The organism is Streptomyces sp. PA03-1a (assembly GCF_033792805.1).
GTDB lineage: Bacteria > Actinomycetota > Actinomycetes > Streptomycetales > Streptomycetaceae > Actinacidiphila.
The window spans coordinates 1-19,618 of sequence record NZ_JARAVO010000187.1 but is presented as its reverse complement, the minus strand read 5'-3'; the positions used below and the strand labels follow the sequence as shown (position 1 = coordinate 19,618).

At 72.1% G+C, this 19,618-nt stretch carries 21 protein-coding genes; 14 read left to right on the top strand and 7 right to left on the bottom strand.

The window, feature by feature from the left end:
- The first annotated feature begins 29 nt into the window (after positions 1-29).
- Positions 30-674 carry a thymidine kinase gene (locus PV341_RS32725; RefSeq protein WP_499514494.1) on the top strand — a complete coding sequence of 215 codons (645 nt, stop codon included), beginning with the start codon at positions 30-32 and terminating at the stop codon, positions 672-674.
- Here the strand turns inward: PV341_RS32725 and PV341_RS32720 are convergent.
- Positions 671-1,465, bottom strand: coding sequence for a VOC family protein (locus tag PV341_RS32720; RefSeq protein ID WP_500321929.1), 795 nt, complete (start codon positions 1,463-1,465; stop codon positions 671-673). The genes PV341_RS32725 and PV341_RS32720 overlap by 4 nt on opposite strands.
- 128 nt (positions 1,466-1,593) lie before the next feature.
- Here PV341_RS32720 and PV341_RS32715 point away from each other — a divergent pair, with 128 nt between their 5' ends.
- A complete protein-coding gene (locus PV341_RS32715) occupies positions 1,594-2,433 on the top strand; it encodes a sulfurtransferase (RefSeq protein WP_500321928.1) in 840 nt (279 codons plus the stop codon).
- A gap of 76 nt (positions 2,434-2,509) precedes the next feature.
- Here PV341_RS32715 and sepH read toward each other — a convergent pair whose 3' ends face one another.
- The 3 genes from sepH to PV341_RS32700 all read right to left on the bottom strand — a co-directional run bounded on the left by sepH (position 2,510) and on the right by PV341_RS32700 (position 6,465).
- Positions 2,510-3,607 (bottom strand): septation protein SepH, encoded by a 1,098-nt coding sequence (gene sepH / locus PV341_RS32710; protein WP_500321927.1) that lies wholly within the window; start codon positions 3,605-3,607, stop codon positions 2,510-2,512.
- 331 nt (positions 3,608-3,938) lie between these two features.
- Positions 3,939-5,261 (bottom strand): D-arabinono-1,4-lactone oxidase, encoded by a 1,323-nt coding sequence (locus PV341_RS32705; RefSeq protein ID WP_500321926.1) that lies wholly within the window; start codon positions 5,259-5,261, stop codon positions 3,939-3,941.
- Positions 5,218-6,465 carry an MFS transporter gene (locus PV341_RS32700; RefSeq protein WP_500321925.1) on the bottom strand — a complete coding sequence of 416 codons (1,248 nt, stop codon included), beginning with the start codon at positions 6,463-6,465 and terminating at the stop codon, positions 5,218-5,220. Before PV341_RS32700 ends, PV341_RS32705 begins: the two co-directional genes overlap by 44 nt.
- Before the next feature lie 149 nt (positions 6,466-6,614).
- On the opposite strand from PV341_RS32700, the gene PV341_RS32695 reads away from it, so the two are divergent.
- Positions 6,615-7,748: a ferrochelatase gene (locus PV341_RS32695; protein ID WP_500359726.1), complete on the top strand. Its 1,134-nt coding sequence runs from the start codon at positions 6,615-6,617 to the stop codon at positions 7,746-7,748.
- A 29-nt stretch (positions 7,749-7,777) separates the two neighbouring features.
- On the top strand, positions 7,778-8,578 hold the full coding sequence (locus PV341_RS32690) for an inositol monophosphatase family protein (RefSeq protein WP_500321923.1): 801 nt from the start codon (positions 7,778-7,780) through the stop codon (positions 8,576-8,578).
- A 124-nt stretch (positions 8,579-8,702) separates the two neighbouring features.
- Here the strand turns inward: PV341_RS32690 and PV341_RS32685 are convergent, their stop codons facing one another.
- Positions 8,703-8,876, bottom strand: a complete 174-nt coding sequence (locus tag PV341_RS32685; RefSeq protein ID WP_018561851.1) for a hypothetical protein — start codon at positions 8,874-8,876, stop codon at positions 8,703-8,705.
- A gap of 335 nt (positions 8,877-9,211) precedes the next feature.
- Here PV341_RS32685 and PV341_RS32680 point away from each other — a divergent pair, with 335 nt between their 5' ends.
- From PV341_RS32680 to PV341_RS32665, 4 genes are all read left to right on the top strand, one after another.
- Complete coding sequence (locus PV341_RS32680) at positions 9,212-9,865, top strand: response regulator transcription factor (protein WP_499514502.1); 654 nt, start codon at positions 9,212-9,214, stop codon at positions 9,863-9,865.
- 6 nt (positions 9,866-9,871) lie between these two features.
- On the top strand, positions 9,872-11,134 hold the full coding sequence (locus PV341_RS32675) for a sensor histidine kinase (RefSeq protein ID WP_500321922.1): 1,263 nt from the start codon (positions 9,872-9,874) through the stop codon (positions 11,132-11,134).
- 398 nt (positions 11,135-11,532) lie between these two features.
- Positions 11,533-11,832 (top strand): DUF4193 domain-containing protein, encoded by a 300-nt coding sequence (locus PV341_RS32670; protein WP_018561848.1) that lies wholly within the window; start codon positions 11,533-11,535, stop codon positions 11,830-11,832.
- Between the two features lie 14 nt (positions 11,833-11,846).
- A complete protein-coding gene (locus tag PV341_RS32665) occupies positions 11,847-12,593 on the top strand; it encodes a hypothetical protein (RefSeq protein WP_500321921.1) in 747 nt (248 codons plus the stop codon).
- A gap of 42 nt (positions 12,594-12,635) precedes the next feature.
- Here the strand turns inward: PV341_RS32665 and PV341_RS32660 are convergent, their stop codons facing one another.
- Together PV341_RS32660 and PV341_RS32655 are read right to left on the bottom strand one after the other, a co-directional pair.
- Entirely contained in the window at positions 12,636-13,085 is a 450-nt protein-coding gene (locus PV341_RS32660; protein ID WP_500321920.1) for a DUF3093 domain-containing protein, read from the bottom strand.
- 26 nt (positions 13,086-13,111) lie between these two features.
- Positions 13,112-13,996, bottom strand: coding sequence for an SDR family oxidoreductase (locus PV341_RS32655; RefSeq protein ID WP_500321918.1), 885 nt, complete (start codon positions 13,994-13,996; stop codon positions 13,112-13,114).
- Between the two features lie 105 nt (positions 13,997-14,101).
- Between PV341_RS32655 and PV341_RS32650 the strand changes: the two genes are divergently transcribed.
- From PV341_RS32650 to kdpB, 6 genes are all read left to right on the top strand, one after another.
- Positions 14,102-14,707 (top strand): PaaI family thioesterase, encoded by a 606-nt coding sequence (locus PV341_RS32650; RefSeq protein WP_500321917.1) that lies wholly within the window; start codon positions 14,102-14,104, stop codon positions 14,705-14,707.
- On the top strand, positions 14,704-15,237 hold the full coding sequence (gene dut / locus PV341_RS32645) for a dUTP diphosphatase (RefSeq protein WP_499514508.1): 534 nt from the start codon (positions 14,704-14,706) through the stop codon (positions 15,235-15,237). Before PV341_RS32650 ends, dut begins: the two co-directional genes overlap by 4 nt.
- Position 15,238: 1 nt before the next feature.
- Complete coding sequence (locus PV341_RS32640; protein ID WP_499514509.1) at positions 15,239-16,003, top strand: DUF3710 domain-containing protein; 765 nt, start codon at positions 15,239-15,241, stop codon at positions 16,001-16,003.
- A 298-nt stretch (positions 16,004-16,301) separates the two neighbouring features.
- Positions 16,302-16,391 (top strand): K(+)-transporting ATPase subunit F, encoded by a 90-nt coding sequence (kdpF, locus tag PV341_RS32635; protein ID WP_499514510.1) that lies wholly within the window; start codon positions 16,302-16,304, stop codon positions 16,389-16,391.
- A gap of 9 nt (positions 16,392-16,400) precedes the next feature.
- Positions 16,401-18,062 carry a potassium-transporting ATPase subunit KdpA gene (kdpA, locus tag PV341_RS32630; RefSeq protein ID WP_500321916.1) on the top strand — a complete coding sequence of 554 codons (1,662 nt, stop codon included), beginning with the start codon at positions 16,401-16,403 and terminating at the stop codon, positions 18,060-18,062.
- Positions 18,063-18,097: 35 nt separating this feature from the next.
- Positions 18,098-19,618, top strand: a 1,521-nt coding sequence (kdpB, locus tag PV341_RS32625) for a potassium-transporting ATPase subunit KdpB (RefSeq protein WP_500359725.1), incomplete at its 3' end; no start/stop codon positions are given.

The window sequence follows — 19,618 nt, the reverse complement described above, 5'->3', positions numbered from 1 at the left end:
CCACCGCCCCGAAAGGCCGCCGCCTCCTCATGCCTGAGCTCGTGTTCTTCTCCGGAACGATGGACTGCGGGAAGAGCACCCTCGCCCTGCAGATCGAGCACAACCGCTCGGCACGCGGCCTGGAGGGCCTGATCTTCACCCGCAACGACCGGGCCGGCGAGGGCGTCCTCTCCTCCCGGCTCGGCCTGGAGACCAAGGCCGTCGAGGCCGCCGACGACTTCGACTTCTACGGCTACCTCGTCACGCACCTGTCCGGCGGCGCCCGCGCCGACTACGTCATCGTCGACGAGGCCCAGTTCTTCACCCCGGACCAGATCGACCAGCTCGCGCGCATCGTCGACGACCTGCGGCTGGACGTCTTCGCCTTCGGGATCACCACCGACTTCCGCACCAAGCTCTTCCCGGGGTCCCGGCGCCTGGTGGAGATGGCCGACCGGATCGAGGTGCTCCAGGTCGAGGCCCTGTGCTGGTGCGGCGCCCGTGCCACCCACAACGCCCGCACGGTGGGCGGGGAGATGGTCGTCGAGGGCGAGCAGGTCGTCGTCGGCGACGTCAACCGCCCCGGCGCGGACATCGGCTACGAGGTGCTCTGCCGCCGCCACCACATCCGGCGGATGACCGCGGCCGCGGCGCGCGCGGCGGCGATCTCGCCGGACGTCCTGCCGGTCGACTAGCTGCCGCCGGCCCCCGGCTGCGGCCGGGACCGGATCACGGTGAAGACGGCGCCCTCGGGGTCCGCCACGGTGGCCAGCCGGCCGTACTCGGAGTCGCGCGGCGTGCGGATGACCGTCCCGCCCAGGTCCGTCACCTGGCGGGCGGCGGCGTCGGTGTCGGCGACCTCGAAGTACGTCATCCAGTGCGCTCCGCGGTCGCGCGGCAGGGCCCGGCCGACGCCGTGGATCCCGCCGACCGGACGGCCGGCGAGGTGGAGCGTGAGGTAGTCGAAGTCGGTGGAGACGACCGCGTCGGTCTCCAGCCCGAAGACCACCGAGTAGAACTTGCCGACCAGCGAGGTCTCCCGGGTGACCAGCTCGTTCCAGACCGGCGCGCCCGGTACCCCGAAGACCTCGGTCCCGCGGTGGTGCCGGGCCTGCCACACCCCGAACACCGCGCCCATCGGGTCCGAGGCGACGGCCAGCCGTCCCGCGTCGTCCGCGTCCAGCGGGCCGACGCCCACCGTGCCGCCGCAGATCCGGATCAGCTCGGCGGTCTTGTCGGCGTCGTCCGTGGCGAAGTAGGTCGTCCAGGCGATCGGCAGGTGCCGGTCCCTGGGCAGCTCGCCGATGCCTGCCACGCTCTTCCCGTCCAGCGTGGCGCGCACGTACAGGCCCAGGGAATGCGGACCGGGGTGGAACTCCCAGCCGAACAGATGGCTGTAGAACTCCTGCGTGGCCTCGACGCTGTGAGCCAGCAGGCTGACCCAGCACGGGGTGCCGTGCGGGTGGCGGTTCCCTACCTCGGTCATCAATTCTCTCCTGGGGAGCAACGCTCGGGCTTGCAGGGGACGTGCCACAGCGATGCTCGCACCACCGGGTGTGCCGCGGACCGGGGCCGCGCCGCAGGTTTCCCGCGCCGGGTGACCACAATGGGCTTATGCATCCTGTCATTACCGTAACCGAATTGGCCGCGCTGCCGAAGGGCGTCCCGGGAGGCGCCGCCCTTCTGGACGTCCGCTGGCAACTGGGCGGGCCGCCCGGCCGTCCCGCGTACGAGGCCGGTCACCTGCCCGGCGCGCACTACGTCGACCTCGACACCGAACTCGCCGGACCGCCCGGGGCGGCGGGCCGCCATCCCCTCCCGGACCTCGCGGTGTTCACCGCCGCCATGCGCCGCGCGGGCGTCGGCCCGGACCGCGACGTCGTGGTCTACGACGGCGGTCCCGGCTGGGGCGCCGCCCGCGCGTGGTGGCTGCTGCGGTGGGCCGGGCACGAGCGGGTCCGCGTCCTGGACGGCGGCCTCGCGGCGTGGACCGCGGCGGGACTGCCCCTCGAGGCGGACGTCCCCGCCGACGAGGAGGGCGAGTTCACCGCGGCGCCGGGCGCGCTCCCCGTGCTCACCGCCGACGACGCGGCGGCACTGGCCCGCCGCGGCGTCCTCCTGGACGCCCGCGCGCCGGAGCGCTACCGGGGCGACACCGAGCCCATCGACCCAGTCGCCGGTCACATCCCCGGCGCGGTCAACGCCCCGACCACGGAGAACGTCGCCGCGGACACCGGAGTCTTCCTCGCCGCCGACGAACTGGCGGCGCGCTTCGGCAAGGCCGGCGCCATGCCCGGCGCCGAGGTCGGCGTCTACTGCGGCTCGGGCGTCTCCGGCGCCCACGAGGTGCTGGCCCTGGCGGTCGCCGGCATCCCCGCGGCGCTCTACGTCGGCTCCTGGAGCGAGTGGTCCACGGCGGGCCGGGACGTCGCGACCGGGCCGCAACCGGGCTGACAGGGCGCCGGCGGCTGGAGGCCGGCCCATACGGAGGACCGCACCGGGGCACCCCCTGAGGGGCGGCGTGCCCCGGTCAGTCCTGCTTCTTGCGCCGGCTCCCGAAGACGATCTCGTCCCAGCTCGGCACCGTCGCCCGCCGCCCCGGACGGACCCCGTCCGCCTCGGCCTGGCGGTCGGTGGAGCCGACCAGCCGGTCGCGGTGGGCGCCGACCGAACGCGGCATCAGGACGTCGGCGTACGCGGAGCCCGCGCCCGCACTCGCGGCGGGGGCCGGCGGCGCCTCCTCCTCCGCCCCGGGCGTGTCGGGACCGTCCTCCGCGACCGTGGCCGCGGCCGGCGTGTCGGGCGTGACGGAGGGCGGCCCCGCCTGGGCCGGCACCACCATGTCGCCGCGGAAGCTGGGGACCGCCTCCAGGAGGCTGGTCAGGGAGTCGCGCTCCTCCTCCGCCCGCTCCTCGGCGGTGCGTTCCGCCCGCTCGGCGCGGTCGGGCCGCTCCAGCGCACGGTCGCGCGGGAGCCGCGCGATCCGCGGCACGAAGGGGTAGCTCGGCTCCTGTGCGGCCTCCTGGGTCGTCTCCCCGATGAGCGCGCGCGCCTCGTCGTCCACGGCCTGGACGAGCCGGCGCGGCGGGTCGTACGTCCAGCTCGCGGAGTGCGGCTCACCGGCCACCCGGTAGACGAGGAGCACCTCCCAGGTGCCGTCGTCACGCCGCCAGGAGTCCCACAGGACGCTGTCCTTCTCGGCGCCGCGCAGCAGCAGCCGCTCCGCGACGGCCTCACCGAGCTGCGGACCGGTGCTCTCGCCCTGACGCCGCACCGCGGTCTTGCGGGCCCGCTCGGCCATGAAGGCGCGCTCCGCCAGCACGGGGCCCTCGAAGCGCCGGACGCGCTCCACCGGGATCCCGGCGAGCTGCGCGACCTCCTCGGCGGTGGCACCGGCTCGTATCCGCGCCTGGATGTCGCGCGGGCGCAGATGGCTCTCGACCTCGATCTCGATCTGGCCCAGCCGCGCCCGGTCGTTGCGGATGGCGGCACGCAGACGTTCGTCGATCGGAAGCGTGTACTCCGTGCTGTCGGCAGCCTTGAGCACCAGCCGTGTGCCGTCGTTGCTGACGGCCACGACACGCAGTTCGGGCACGGTTACCTCCCGGGTGGTGCCTGCCGACGTCACGTGCGTCGCTGCTCCCGATGGACGAGTGTGACCTGCCCGGGTGCAGCCTGCCACAACCTTGCTGAGTTTCCCGGCGTGTCGGGCATGTGCCGTGACTCGCCGTTATGGCACGGTTACCTATTTGCAACGCTGAGTGACCAAACGAACCACCCGGCGTCAAGTGTCTCCGGTTCGATCGACGGCACCCCGGGACGAGTGCGCCGTCTCCCCCCGGAGCCAGGATTTGTCACAGTACTCCATTTGGGCCACGTCGGTGGGGCGCCGCGCCGTCGAACTTCGCGCGCGCCAAGGGAGTTGGGTCGGGATCTTCACAAAAACCACACAAGTGGAACTATTCGCCGAGCACCCGCCGCAGGTAGTCGTTGCGGAACAGCCGGTCCGGGTCCAGCCGGTCGCGCAGGGCGGTGAACTCGGCGAAGCGCGGGTAGGCCTTGGCGAAGTAGTCCGCGTCCCGGGTGTGGATCTTGCCCCAGTGGGGGCGCCCCTGATGGGCGGTCATGATCTGCTCGACCGCCGTGAAGTACTCCTGGTACCGGCTGCCGCGGTACATGTGCACCGCGACGTACGCGGTGTCCCGGCCGGAGGCCGTCGACAGCGCGATGTCGTCCGCCGGGGCGACCCGCACCTCCACGGGGAAGCTGATCCTGAACCGCGAGGACTCGACCATGGACTTCAGTTCGCGCAGCACCTCCACCGCGGCCTCGCGCGGCACCGCGTACTCCATCTCCACGAAACGCACACGACGTGGATGGGTGAACACCTTGTACGGGATGTCGGTGTAGGCGCGGGCCGACAGGGCCCGGCTGGAGACCTGGGCGATGCCCGGGATGAGCGCGGGCGCCGCCCGGCCCACGGCGCAGGCCGCCTGGAAGACCCCGTTGGACAGGAACTCGTCGTCGATCCAGCCGCGCACGCCCGGGACCGGGGCGGCGGGCCCCTGGCTGCGGTTGTTCCGCTTGGTGTTGCAGCCGTCGGTGTGCGGGAACCAGTAGAACTCGAAGTGCTCGTTCTCCTCGACCAGTTGGTCGAACTCGGAGACCACCCGGTCGAAGCGCATGGGCTCCTCGCGCGCGGCGAGCAGGAAGAGCGGTTCGACCGCGAAGGTGAGCGCGCTGACCACGCCGAGCGCGCCCAGTCCGATCCGGGCGGCGGCGAAGACCTCGGCGTTCTCCTCCGCCGAGCAGGTGAGCACCGAACCGTCGGCGAGCACCAGTTCCAGCGCCTTGACCTGGGCGGCTATGGAGCCCGAGTCGCGGCCCGTGCCGTGGGTTCCGGTGCTGGTCGCGCCGGCCACGGTCTGTTCCATGATGTCGCCCATGTTCGTGAGGGACAGGCCCTCGGCGGCGAGCAGCGCGTTGAGGTGCTTGAGCTGGACGCCCGCCTCCACCGTGACCGTGCCGGCCTCGCGGTCGACGCCCCGCACCGCGGTCATCCGCTCGGGCCGGATCAGGACGCCCGAGGTCGCCGCCGTCGAGGTGAAGGAGTGCCCGGTGCCGACCGCCTTGGCCGGGAGCCCGTCCGCCGCCGCCTTGCGGAGCACGGCCGCCAGTTCGTCCACCGAGGCGGGTGACGCGGTCCGCGCGGGCAGGGCCCGCACGTTCCCCGCCCAGTTACGCCATGTGGCCTTCCCGGCGGTCCTGTTCGTCGTAGCCATGCGCACGCGTCCCCTCCAGCTCAGGCGCCGGCTCCAGCCGGCGGTACCCCAGGAAGGCCGCCACCACGGCGAGCGCCGCGGCGGAGGCGGGCACCGCGAACGCGGCCCGGGCCCCCGCCGCGTCGATCACCCACCCGGCCAGAGAGGCGCCGAGCGCCACACCGACCGCGAGCCCCGTGCTCGTCCACGTCATGCCCTCGGTCAGCTTCGCGCGCGGTACCAACTGCTCGACGAGCGCCATGGTGGTGACCATCGTCGGTGCGATGGACAGGCCCGCGACGAACAGCGCCACGGCCAGGAACGTCAAGTTCCCGACCAGTAGTGGCGGGATCATACTCACGGCCATGGCCGCCACGCCCAGGAGGAAGCGGCGGGAAGCCGTTCCCGCCGGCTTCATCAGGCCGAAAAGCACCCCCGCGAGGCAGGAACCCGCCGCGTACACCGCGAGCACCACGCTGGCCGCGGCCTTGTGGCCCTGCTCCTCGGCGAAGGCCACGGTGTTGACGTCCACGGCACCGAAGAGCGCCCCGGTCGCGACGAAGGTCAGCACGAGCACCTGCAGCCCGCGGGAGCGCAGCGCGGAGCCGGGGGTGTGCTGTTCGCGAGGGTGGGGCGGCGGTTCGGTGGCGCGCTGCGCGCTCAGCAGCCACACCCCGGCGGCCAGGAAGAGCACGGCCAGCAGCGGCCCCGCCTCCGGGAACCAGATCGTGCACAGCCCGATCGACAGGATCGGGCCCACGATGAAGCAGACCTCGTCGACGACGGACTCGAAGGAGTAGGCGGTGTGCAGCAGCGCGGGCGACCCCCGGTGGATCATGGCCCACCGTGCCCGCACCATGGCGCCCAGGCTCGGGGTCGTCCCCGCCGGCGCGACGCAGACGAAGAGCGCCCAGTCCGGAGCCCCGGTCCGAACGCACACCAGCAGGCCCGCCACCGCCAGCACCGTCACCCCGGCCGCCGGGCGCAGCACCCTGCGCTGGCCGTACCGGTCGACCAGGCGGGAGACCTGCGGACCCAGCGCCGCCCCGGCCAGTGCCAGGGTGGCCGCCAGGGCGCCCGCGATCCCGTAGCGGCCGGTGACCTGGGACATCATCGTCACGATGCCGATGCCGAGCATGGACAGCGGCATCCGGCCGATGAAGCCCGCCGCCGAGAAACCCCTGGTCCCCGGAGTGGAGAAGATCGCGCGATAGGGACTGGGCACAGGGCGCTCCAACGGCTTCGTCGCCGATGTTCGGGGGCTGAGGTAGAGGCCGGAGTAAGGAATGTGACTGCCTCACACAGCTTACAAAGGGAGCGCAAGCGAATTTTCCCGGTTCTTCGGCCGTCACCGCCGGGTGGCAGGATCGGAACATGTCCGATCACACCGAGGCCGGCACCGCCACTCCGTACGACGCACTGCTCCTGCTGTCCTTCGGGGGGCCCGAGGGGCCCGACGACGTCGTCCCCTTCCTGGAGAACGTCACGCGCGGCCGTGGCATCCCCCGCGAGCGCCTGAAGGAGGTGGGGCAGCACTACTTCCTCTTCGGCGGGGTCAGCCCCATCAACGCGCAGAACCGCGAGCTGCTGGAGGCGCTGCGCAAGGACTTCGCCGAGCACGGCCTCGACCTGCCCGTGTACTGGGGCAACCGCAACTGGTCGCCCTACCTCACCGACACGCTGCGCGAGCTGGCCGGGGACGGCCACCGCAGGGTCCTGGTCCTGGCCACCAGCGCGTACGCCTCCTACTCCGGCTGCCGGCAGTACCGCGAGAACCTCGCCGACTCCCTGGCCGCCCTCGAGGCCGAAGGACACCCCGTCCCCCGCGTGGACAAGCTGCGGCACTACTTCAACCACCCCGGCTTCGTCCGGCCCATGACCGACGCGGTGCTGACCGCCCTCGCCACGCTGCCCGAGGACGTCCGGGTCGGGGCGCACCTGGCGTTCACCACCCACTCGATCCCCACCGCGGCCGCCGACACCTCGGGCCGGCCCGAGGCGCACACCGAGGACGGAGCCGGCGGCGCCTACGTCGCCCAGCACCTGGACACCGCCCGGGTGATCGCCGACGCCGTCCGCGAGGCCACCGGCACCGACCGCCCGTGGAAGCTGGTCTACCAGTCCCGCAGCGGCGCCCCCCACATCCCGTGGCTGGAGCCCGACATCTGCGACCACCTGGAGGAGCTGCACGCCTCCGGCGCACCCGCCGCCGTCATGGTGCCGATCGGCTTCGTCTCCGACCACATGGAGGTCAAGTACGACCTCGACACCGAGGCGACCGCCAAGGCCGCGGAACTGGGCCTGCCCGTCGCCCGTGCCGCCACCGTGGGAGCGGACCCGCGCTTCGCGGCCGCCGTGCGCGAGCTGGTGCTGGAGCGCGCCGCCACCGAGCGGGGCCTGACCCCCGAGCGGTGCGCGCTGGGCGCGCTCGGGCCCAGCCACGACGTGTGCCCCGTGGGCTGCTGCCCGGCGCGCAGCCCGCGGCCCGCTGCCGCGGGCGCCGAGTGACCGACGTACCCGAACGCACGAGGAGTACCGTGAACGACCACCTCAAGGACGAACTCCTGGCCGTGGCCCTCGAGGCCGCCCGCAGGGCGGGCGAGCTGCTGCGCGACGGCCGCCCGGCCGACCTCGGTGTGGCCGCCACCAAGAGCAGCCCGATCGACGTCGTCACCGAGATGGACATCGCCGCGGAGAAGCTGATCGCCTCCTTCGTCATCGAGCGCCGTCCGGACGACGGGCTCCTGGGCGAGGAGGGCGCCAGCACCCCGGGCACCAGCGGGGTCCGGTGGGTGATCGACCCGCTGGACGGGACCGTGAACTACCTGTACGGCCTGCCGTCGTGGGCCGTGAGCATCGCGGCCGAGCGGGACGGCGAGACGCTCGTCGGGGTCGTCGAGGCCCCGATGCGCGGCGAGAGCTACCGCGCGGTGCTGGGCCGGGGCGCGTGGGTGGGTGACCGGCCGGCGGCCGTGCGCCCGGCGCCGCCGATGGACCAGGCGCTGATCGGCACCGGCTTCGGCTACCTGCAGGAGCGGCGCGAGGGCCAGGCGAGGGTGCTGCGCGAGCTGGTGCCGCAGGTGCGGGACATACGTCGCGGCGGATCCGCCGCCATCGACCTGTGCGACGTGGGCTGCGGCCGCCTCAACGGCTACTACGAGCGCGGGCTGAACCCGTGGGACTACACGGCGGGTGCGCTGTTCGCCCGCGAGGCCGGTGCCCTGACCGGCGGCCGCCCCGGGGTGCCGGAGTCCACGGAGCTGACCGTGGCGGCCCCGCCGGGACTGTTCGAGCCCCTGCAGCGCCGGCTCGACGAACTCGGCGCCTGGCACGACTGAGGGCCGCTGACGCCCCCCGTGACGGCCGGCCGCGCCGTGCGGAACCGGCGGCGGGCACGCGAACGCCCCGGCACCTGTCCAGGTGTCCGGGGCGCGGCGTTCGGCTGTGCCGCCCTGGGCGATCTCAGGCGATCTTGGGCAGCACCTGGACGCCGTGCTCAGCGGCGAGGCGGCGCAGGTCGGCCAGTTCGGCCTCCTCGACCTCGGCCAGGAACTCGTCCCCGTCCTCGCGGGCGCGCAGAAGGTCCGATTCGGTGCTGTGTATGCGCTGCAGGATTCCAGTGGTGAATGCGTCCATCAGGTGGCGCCCCCTCGTCGTCGTGGGTTGACACAGGGATATTCGGGGTCGTGCGATGTGCGGGGTCGTTCGTTCACAGGTCTTGTCCGGGGACCCCTCGGATCACACAGCGGCTACTGCCACGGGAGTTGCGGACGCCCTGGGGGCGTGATCGGGGGTGTGCAGTCGTCCTCCCCAGGCCCGCCGGAGGGGAAACCTCCGGGACGCGAAGAATTGGGCGCCAACTGCTCTTACCCCTGTTTTACGGCCTCCCGGTGCAGGATGGAGGGGCGTTCAGCCTGCGCACGCGGGCTGTGCACGGCTCTTTGAGAAGTGCCTAGGGAAGGAACAGCGCCTTGCGCGTACTGGTCGTCGAGGACGAGCAACTGCTCGCCGATGCGGTAGCCACCGGACTACGCCGTGAGGCCATGGCCGTCGACGTCGTCTACGACGGCGGCGCCGCCCTGGAGCGGATCGGGGTCAACGACTACGACGTCGTCGTCCTCGACCGCGACCTGCCGGTCGTCCACGGGGACGACGTGTGCCGCAAGCTCGTGGAGCTGGGCCTGCCGACCCGCGTCCTGATGCTGACCGCCGCGGGCGACGTCAGCGACCGCGTGGAGGGGCTGGAGCTGGGCGCGGACGACTACCTCCCCAAGCCCTTCGCCTTCACCGAGCTGACCGCCCGCGTGCGGGCCCTCGGGCGCCGTACGACGGCGCCGCTGCCGCCGGTGCTGGAGCGTTCCGGGATCAAGCTCGACCCCAACCGCCGCGAGGTGACCCGGGAGGGCCGGCAGGTCCACCTGGCCCCCAAGGAGTTCGCGGTGCTGGAGGTGCTGCTGCGCAGCGAGGGGGCCGTGGTCTCCGCGGAGCAGTTGCTGGAGAAGGCCTGGGACGAGAACACCGACCCCTTCACCAACGTCGTGCGCGTCACCGTCATGACGCTGCGCCGCAAGCTCGGGGAGCCCGCGGTGATCGTCACCGTGCCCGGCTCCGGTTACCGGATCTGATCCGCCGTGCCCGCGCCCTCGTCCTCGCCGACGACCCCGCCCGCGTCGCAGGCCATCCCGCCCAAGCCCACCTGGGACCCGAAGCCGGCCGCCCGCCCCATGCCGCTGCTGCGCCCCACGATCCGGATAAGGCTCACCCTGCTCTACGGCGGCATGTTCCTGATCGCCGGGGTGATACTGCTGTGGATCATCTACCTGCTGGCGGCCCAGGCCATCCGCCAGGGCACCGAGGCGCAGTTCCACGTCGAGGCCGGCCGGCTGTCGCTCACCGGGCTGTGTCCCGAGCTGCCCACGGGCCCGACCAACCCCGACGCCTTCAACAAGGCCTACGTCCACTGCCTGGCGGTGCAGCGCGAGACCGCCCTGAACGTCCTGCTCAAGCGCTCGCTGTTCGCGCTCGTCGGTCTCGCCGTGCTCGCCTTCGCCTTCGGCTACCTGCTGGCCGGCCGTGTGCTGGCGCCGCTCGGCCGGATCACCCGCACCGCGCGCGGCGTGGTGAGCTCCGACCTGACCCAGCGGATCCACCTGACCGGCCCGGACGACGAGCTCAAGGAGCTGGCGGACACCTTCGACGACATGCTGGAGCGCCTGGAGCGGTCCTTCGACGCCCAGCGGCGCTTCGTCGCCAACGCCTCCCACGAGCTGAGAACGCCGCTGGCGATCACCCGCACGCTGCTGGAGGTCCAGCTCGCCGACCCCAACGCCTCCCCGGACATGGCACAGCTGGGGAAGAACCTGCTCGTCACCAACACGCGCAGCGAGCAGCTGGTGGAGGGCCTGCTGCTGCTCGCCCGCAGCGACAACGAGATCGTCGACCGCAAACCGGTGGACCTCGCCGAGGCCGCCACCCAGGCGCTGGAGCAGACCCGCAGCGAGGCCGACGCCAAGGGCGTGGAGCTGCGTGCCGCGCTGGGCGAGGCGGTCGTCCAGGGCAACGGGGTCCTGCTGGAGCGCATCGCGCTGAACCTGGTGCAGAACGCCGTCCGGTACAACGTCGCGGACGAGGGCTGGGTGGAGGTCACCACGGGCGTCGAGGCGGGCTCCGCGGTCCTGGCGGTCGTCAACACCGGGCCCGTCGTCCCCGCGTACGAGATCGACAACCTGTTCGAACCCTTCCGCCGGCTGGGCAACGAGCGCACGGGCAGTGACAAGGGCGTCGGTCTCGGGCTCTCCATCGCCAAGTCCGTCGCCCGGGCCCACGGCGGCACGATCAGCGCGGTCCCGCGCGAGGGAGGTGGCCTGGTCATGCGGGTTGTCATCCCCGTGTGACCCGTCACACGACACCCCCGGAGACGTGTTCGCTTTGCGCTGAATTTTGCGGTCTGCGCGCCTCGGGGGCATGCTGTGAGCGATCACACATACGATTCCGGTCGCGGGTACTCTCCGTGATGGCGACCTCCGGGAAAAGACCGGAAAAATCCATGTTTCCGCAGGTCATGATCACGGGAAGTACACGTGGAGGCGCGAGCAAGGTGCGACAAGCGGGCCGTTTCCGGTCATGACCGGCAGCGGATGCGATCACCTCTTCGGGGGTGCGTTTGGGTGTCGATTGAGTAACGGCACTTGATGTAAGGCAAAATCTCCGCTTCGGGCCGGGCACAAGACCGGCCTCCCGTGCGTTACGTGCGCTGGAGACACCGCAGACACCCAGAGGGGGAGAGCGATACATGGCTACTGATTACGACACCCCACGCAAGACCGACGATGATGTCAACGAGGACAGCATCGAGGAACTCAAGGCCAGGCGGAACGACAAGTCGACCTCGACGGTCGACGTCGACGAGTTCGACCAGGCCGAGTCCCTCGAGCTGCCCGGAGCCGACCTCTCCAATGAGGAGCTGTCGGTCCGGGTGCTGCCCCGGCAGGCGGACGAGTTCACCTGCATGAGCTGCTTCCTCGTGCACCACCGCAGCCAGCTGGCGACGGAGAAGAACGGCAACCCGATCTGCCGCGACTGCGCGGCCTGACGGAGAGCCGGACCGTGGCGAGCGACGACGAGCGGGGCCATGAGGCCTCGCTCGCGGGCGCAACGGAGGGGCCGGCGGGCGATCTCGTCCCGTTCCGTCCCCCCGGCCGTGCTGCACGGGCACGGGCACGCGCCAAGGCGGCGCTGAACACCTTCGTCGACGGGCTCGTCGAGACGGCCCCGAGGGTCCCCGTCAGGGACCTGGAGACGCTTCGCCGCCAGTTCCCCGGGCTCGGGCCCGAGGAACTGGCCGACAAGCTGGTGAACGCCGCCACGATGGGCACCGCGACGGTCGGCGCCGGCATCGGCGCCGCCGCCATGCTGCCCACCCCGCCGGCCATGCCGGCGGAGCTGGCCTCGGAGACCCTCGGCGTCGCCCTGGTCGAGTACAAGCTCATCGCCGAGCTGCACGAGGTCTACGGGCTGCGCGCCCCGGGCACGCTGCGTCAGCGGTCGACGATGTACCTCGCCGAGTGGACCGAGCGGCGCGGGATCGACTTCTCCAAGCCGTCCACGCTGAACATCGCCCTCGGCGGCAGGATGAAGCGCGAGCTGCGCCAGCAGCTGATGAAGCGCACCATGCGCAACCTGCCGACACTGACCCCGTTCATGGTCGGCGCGGCCGTCGGTGCCGTGATGAACCGGCGCGACACCAAGAAGCTCGCGGAGCAGATCCGCAAGGACCTGCGCGTCCGCCAGGTGCCCTGGGGCCTGCTGTCCGCCGAGGAGGAGCCCCCGCCCGCGCTCGGGCCCGGTGGCTGAGCCACCCGGCACCGGGCACCCCGTGCCGGGGCGCCCGTCCGCTCAGACGCGCACGTCCCGCAGGGCCGCGGCCAGGCGCTCGGGCGAGCGGGTCGACAGGTACAGGTAGGGCGTCGGGTCGTCCGGGTCGGTGACCTCGACCTTGAGCGCGGTCGGCACGTACGCGCGCAGCAGCATGAAGGCGCGCGGATCGGCCTTGTACGACCGCCAGGCCACGGCCTCGTCCCGGTCCAGCACCGTGGCCTCGCCGAGCGCCGTCACGGGGATCTTCGCGTCCCCGGCCACCAGCGAACCGGCGACCACCCGCAGCCGCGGCGAGCCGTACGCGCTGACCAGGGCCGCTCCGGCGGCCGTACCGCCCACCAGCCCGCCGAGCAGCGCCAGGGGGCCGAAGGGCAGCAGGATCAGCGCCAGTGAGACGCCCGCGCCGACGGCGAGGCCCCACCACGAACGCGGCGCGGTCAGCCGCTCCTCATAGCTCATGACGGTCATGACACCAAGCTTGTCATGCCGTGTCCTCAGCGCCCGCCCCGGGACCGCAGCCTCGTCAGCGCGTGCGCCGCGCGCGGGGGACGCCGCAGTCCCGTGGCGACCTGCTTGGCCCAGTCGGTCGCGGCGGTCGGCAGGGCGGCGTCCAGGACGGCGGAGGACCGGGCGTCGGTGCCCACCAGGTAGCGGGGGAGCGGCCGCGGTGCCGTGAGCGCCCTCAGCACCGTGCGCGCCACCGGGCGCGGCGAGGGCAGCTCCCGCTTGATCATCTCCTCCGCGGCCTCGTACTGGTGCCGGTAGGCGGAGTTGCGGCGCTGCGGGAGCCGGCTCGCGCCGCGCTGCCAGATGTCCGTGCCGTACGAGCCGGGCTCCACCAGTACGACCTTGACCCCGAACGGGGCGGCCTCCATCCGCAGCGCGTCCGTCACCGCCTCCAGGCCCTGCTTGCTGGCGCAGTACCAGCCGAGCAGCGGCATCGAGACCCGCCCGGAGATCGACGAGATGTTGACGATCCGCCCCGCGCGCCGGGCCCGCATCGTGGGCAGCACCAGGCGGGCGATGCGCGCCGGGGCCACCAGGTTCGTCTCCAGTTGCTGCCGGACCTGCTCGTCGTCGACGTCCTCGATCGCGCCGGGCTGGGCGATCCCGGCGTTGTTCACCACCGCCCACGGGCCGCCGTCCGTCATCGTGGCGATCTCGGTGAACGCCCGGACGGAGGACGTGGCGTCCGTGACGTCCAGCAGCACGGTGCGCACCGACGCGCCGGTGCGCTCCACCGCCTCCCGCAGCGCCTCCGCCTTCTCCTCGCTCCGTACCGTCCCGATGACGTCGAAACCGGCGTGGGCGAGTTCCAGGGTGGTGGCGAGGCCGATCCCGCACCCGGCTCCTGTGACGACGACGGACCTGGGGGTCATGTGGTGCTCCAAGGGAGGGTGCTCCGGTGATGGGCGGGCCGCGGGGCCGCAAGGACAACGGCCGGGCGGCGGGAATGGATCCCGCAGGAGGGTAGGGTCTCCCGCGTGAGTGGAGCTACGACCGACGCCGGCCCGGACCGCCCGGGCCTGACACCGCCGAGCGACGCCGTCGCGCCCGAGCGGCACCCCGACGCCCCCGCTCCCGGCGAACCGCTGGGCGCGCACTACGACCACTGCTTCGGCTGTGGCGGGGCGCAGCCGCACGGCCTGCACCTGGAGGCCACGGCCGGTGAGGGCGTCAGCGTGACCGCGGAGTTCAGGGTCCAGCCCGCCCACCAGGGCGCCCCGGGCCTGGCGCACGGCGGTGTGCTGGCCACGGCGCTCGACGAGACGCTCGGCTCGCTGGCCTGGCTGCTGCGGACCATCGCCGTGACAGGCCGCCTGGAGACCGACTTCGTGCAGCCCGTGCCGGTCGGCGCCACCCTCCACCTGGAGGCCCGCTGCACCGCCGTGGCCGGGCGCAAGATCTACTCCACCGCGGTCGGCCGCATCGGCGGCCCCGACGGCCCGGTCGCCGTCCGTGCGGACGCGCTGTTCATCGAGGTCAAGCTGGAGCACTTCACGGACAACGGCCGCCCCGAGGAGATCCGGGCCGCGATGTCCGACCCCGACCAGGTCAAGGTCGCGCGCGCCTTCGAGGTGAACCCGTGACCGGCGGCGGTCGCCCCCCGGTCGACGTCCTCATCCACCGTTTGCACGAGGACGTCCCGATTCCTTCGTACGGGCACCCGGGCGACGCCGGGGCCGACCTCGTCACCACCGAGGCGGCCGAACTGGCCCCCGGTGAGCGTGCCGTGCTGCCCACGGGCGTGTCGATCGCGCTGCCGTACGGCTACGCCGCCTTCGTGCACCCGCGCTCGGGCCTGGCCGCGAGGTGCGGAGTGGCGCTCGTGAATGCCCCGGGAACGGTTGATGCCGGGTACCGTGGGGAGATCAAGGTGATCGTGGTCAACCTGGACCCGCGCGAGAGCGTACGGTTCGCAGCAGGGGACCGGATCGCCCAACTGGTCGTCCAGCAGGTCGAGCGGGTCCGCTTCCACGAGGTGGCGGAGCTGCCCGGCTCGGAACGGGCGGCAGGGGGCTTCGGCTCCACGGGGGGTCATGCTGCGGTGGATGGCTCGCCGGTCGGTCCGTCCGGCAATGGATACGCATCGGTCATCGCTGACCGGGAAGGACAGTGACGTGTTCCGTCGTCGTCGCAAGGAGCGCGGAGACGCCCTCGACGAGCTCGAGGCCGAGGGCCCTGACGAGCTGGCCGAAGACGCCGAGGAGTCGGACGACTCCATGGAGTCCCGTCGGTACAACCTTCCGCCCGCCCCCAGGCCGGACGGCCCGTGGGACGTGAGCGAGGTCAGGGACCCGGCCGAGGGCCGGGTCGACCTGGGCGGGCTGTTCGTGCCCGGTGTGCAGGGCATGGAGCTGCGCGTCGAGGTGGCCGGGGAGTCCATCGTCGCCGCGACCGTGGTGCTCCGGGAGAGCGCCGTCCAGCTGCAGGGCTTCGCCGCCCCCAAGTCGGAGGGCATCTGGGGCGAGGTCCGCGACGAGATCGCGTCCGGCATCACCAAGCAGGGCGGCATCGTCGACGAGGTCGAGGGTCCGCTGGGCTGGGAGCTGCGCGCCCAGGTCCCGGTGCAGCTGCCCAACGGCGCCAACGGCGTCCAGGTCGTGCGCTTCGTCGGCTGTGACGGCCCGCGCTGGTTCCTGCGGGGCGTCATCTCCGGGCAGGGCGCCGTCCAGCCCGAGACCGCCGGCCTGCTGGAGCAGATCTTCCGCGACACGGTCGTCGTCCGCGGCGAGTCGCCGATGGCGCCGCGCGACCCGATCGTGCTGAAGCTGCCCAACGACGCCCAGATGGTGCCCGAGGGCATCGCCCAGGAGGAGGCCGGTCGCTTCTCCGACGGCATCGACCCGATGCGTCGCGGACCGGAGATCACCGAGGTGCACTGAACCCCGGGGCCCAGTGCCCCGGCCACGCCGAACGCCCGTGGGCCGACCTGTGAGAACAGGTCGGCCCACGGGCGTTTTCGCAGGTCACCGGGGTGAACGTCAAAGGTCCGTCAAGGCGCCGTGAGGGCCCGTATGGAAGCCGTCAACGAGGCCCGCGTACGGCGGGGACGGAGGTTTCCTGGCCTGGTAAACGTTCGATCCGAAGCTAGGAGCACACGATGGCCGACCTGGCCTTCGTGGTCACCACGATCGCGGTCTTCGCGCTGGTGGCCCTCATCGCCAAGGGGGTGGCGAAGCTGTGAGCGCCGAGAACGTCGTCGGACTCGTCGTCGCCGTCGCCCTGCTGGGCTACCTGATCCTGGCGCTCGTCCGACCCGAGAGGTTCTGAGTTCCGGACATGGGCCCCATCACCGCTGACGTGCTCCAGGTCACCGCCCTCATCGTGGCGCTGGCCCTGGTGTACCGCCCCTTCGGCGACTACATGGCCGCCGTCTACACCTCCGACCGTCACCTGCGGGTCGAGCGGCTGATCTACCGCTGCTTCGGCGCCGACCCGGACGCCGAGATGCGCTGGCCCGCCTACCTCAGGGCGGTGCTGGCCTTCTCCTTCGTGGGCGTGCTGTTCCTGTACCTGTTCCTGCGGCTCCAAGACCACCTCCCGCTGTCGCTCGGCTTCGCCGCCATCACGCCCGACCAGGCGTTCAACACCGCGGCCTCGTTCGTGACCAACACGAACTGGCAGTCGTACATGGGTGAGAACGCCATGGGCCACGCCGCCCAGACCGCGGGGCTGGCCGTGCAGAACTTCGTCTCGGCGGCGGTCGGCATGGCCGTGGCCGTGGCGCTGGTCCGCGGCTTCGTGCGCTCGCGCACCGGTGAGCTCGGCAACTTCTGGGCCGACATGGTCCGCGGCACCGTCCGCATCCTGCTGCCCGTGGCGTTCGTCGCCGCGATCGTGCTGGTGGGCTTCGGGGCGATCCAGAACTTCGCCGGCTGGCACGAGATCACCACCCTCGCCGGCGGCCACCAGACGCTGACCGGAGGCGCGGTGGCCTCCCAGGAGGCCATCAAGGAGCTCGGCACCAACGGCGGCGGCTTCTACAACGTCAACTCCGCCCACCCCTTCGAGAACCCGGACGCGTTCACCAACCTCTTCGAGATCTTCCTGATGCTGGTGATCCCGCTCTCGCTGACCCGCACCTTCGGGAAGCTGGTCGGCAACATCAGGCAGGGCTACGCGATCCTCGCGGCGATGGGCCTGATCTGGATCGGCTTCGTCACGCTGATGACCTGGGTCGAGTTCGCGCACCCCGGCTCGGCGAACCAGATCGCGGGCGCCGCCATGGAGGGCAAGGAACAGCGCTTCGGCGTCGGCGCCTCGTCGCTGTTCGCGGTGAGCACCACCTTGACGTCGACCGGCGCGGTGGACTCCTTCCACTCCTCCTTCACCGGCCTCGGCGGAGGCATCACCCTGCTCGGGATGATGCTGGGCGAGATCGCCCCGGGCGGTGTCGGCTCCGGCCTCTACGGCATCCTGATCATGGCGATCATCGCGGTGTTCATCGCCGGCCTGATGGTCGGCCGCACCCCGGAGTACCTGGGCAAGAAGATCGGCACCCGCGAGATCAAGCTCGCCGCCCTCTACATCCTGGTCACCCCGACCGTCGTGCTGGTCTTCACCGCCCTGGCGATGGCCCTGCCGACCCCGCCGCACTCCATGCTCAACAGCGGGCCGCACGGCTTCTCCGAGGTCCTGTACGCCTACACCTCCGCCGGCAACAACAACGGCTCCGCCTTCGCCGGCCTGAGCGCCAACACGCAGTGGTACAACACCACGCTCGGCCTCGCGATGCTCCTCGGGCGCTTCGTGCCGATGGTCTTCGTCCTGGCCCTGGCCGGTTCGCTCGCCCGGCAGAAGCCGGTGCCTGCCACCGCGGGCACCCTGCGCACCGAGAAGCCGCTCTTCGCGAGCCTGCTCGTCGGCGCGATCCTGATCATCACCGCACTGACCTACTTCCCGGCGCTCGCCCTCGGCCCGCTCGCGGAAGGCCTGTCATGAGCCGTGCGACCACCCCCACCCCCGTAGAGGAAACCATGTCCACCGACACGCCCGTACGCGCGCCCGAGGGAGGACTGGCACCGCACGCCCCGGACGCGGGCCACGGCGCCCGTGTCTCGGGCGGGCTCTTCGACCCGGCCCAGCTGCTGCGGTCCCTCCCGGACGCCCTGCGCAAGCTCGACCCCCGGGTGATGGTCAAGTCGCCCGTCATGTTCGTGGTCCTGATCGGCTCGGTGCTCACCACGGTGCTGGCGCTGCTCTCCCCGGCCGACTGGTTCGGCTGGGCGATCACCGCATGGCTCTGGCTCACCGTGATCTTCGCCAACCTCGCGGAGGCCGTCGCCGAGGGCCGCGGCAAGGCCCAGGCCGACACGCTGCGCCGGGCCAAGACCGACACCGTCGCCCGCCGTCTCATGGACGGCGCCGAGGAGCGCGTGCCGGGGACGGAACTGCGCGTCGGCGACCTGGTGGTCTGCGAGGCGGGCGACGTGATCCCGGGTGACGGTGACGTCGTGGAGGGCGTCGCGTCGGTCGACGAGTCGGCGATCACCGGTGAGTCGGCGCCGGTCATCCGGGAGTCCGGTGGTGACCGCAGCGCGGTCACGGGCGGCACGAAGGTGCTGTCGGACCGGATCGTCGTCCGCATCACGACCAAGCCCGGTGAGACCTTCATCGACCGGATGATCGCCCTCGTGGAGGGCGCGGCCCGGCAGAAGACGCCCAACGAGATCGCGCTGAACATTCTGCTGGCCTCGCTGACCATCGTCTTCCTGCTCGCGGTCGTCACCCTGCAGCCGTTCGCGATCTACGCGGGCGCCGAGCAGTCGATGATCGTCCTGGTCGCGCTGCTGGTCTGCCTCATCCCGACGACGATCGGCGCCCTGCTGTCGGCGATCGGCATCGCCGGCATGGACCGCCTGGTGCAGCGCAATGTGCTCGCCATGTCCGGCCGGGCCGTCGAGGCCGCCGGCGACGTGTCCACCCTGCTGCTCGACAAGACCGGGACCATCACCCTCGGCAACCGCCAGGCCGCGGAGTTCGTGCCCGTGGCGGGCGCGGACGAGGCCGGGCTCGCCGACGCCGCGCAGTTGTCTTCGCTGGCCGACGAGACGCCCGAGGGCCGTTCCGTCGTCGTCCTGGCGAAGGAGAAGTACGGCCTCCGCGAGCGAAACGAGGGCGAGCTCGGGCACGCCGCGTTCGTGCCCTTCACCGCGCAGACCCGTATGTCCGGCGTCGACGTCGACGGCCGCCAGATCCGCAAGGGCGCGGCCGGCGCGATCGCCGCCTGGGTCAGCGGGAACGGCGGCACCGTCGCCCCCGACGCGCAGCGCACCGTCGACACCATCTCCGCCGCCGGCGGCACCCCGTTGCTGGTCGCGGTCAAGGAGGACGGCGCGGCCCGCGTGCTGGGTGTCATCCACCTGAAGGACGTGGTCAAGGAGGGCATGCGGGAGCGATTCGACGAGCTGCGGCGGATGGGCATCCGCACGGTGATGATCACCGGTGACAACCCGCTGACGGCCAAGGCGATCGCGGACGAGGCGGGGGTCGACGAC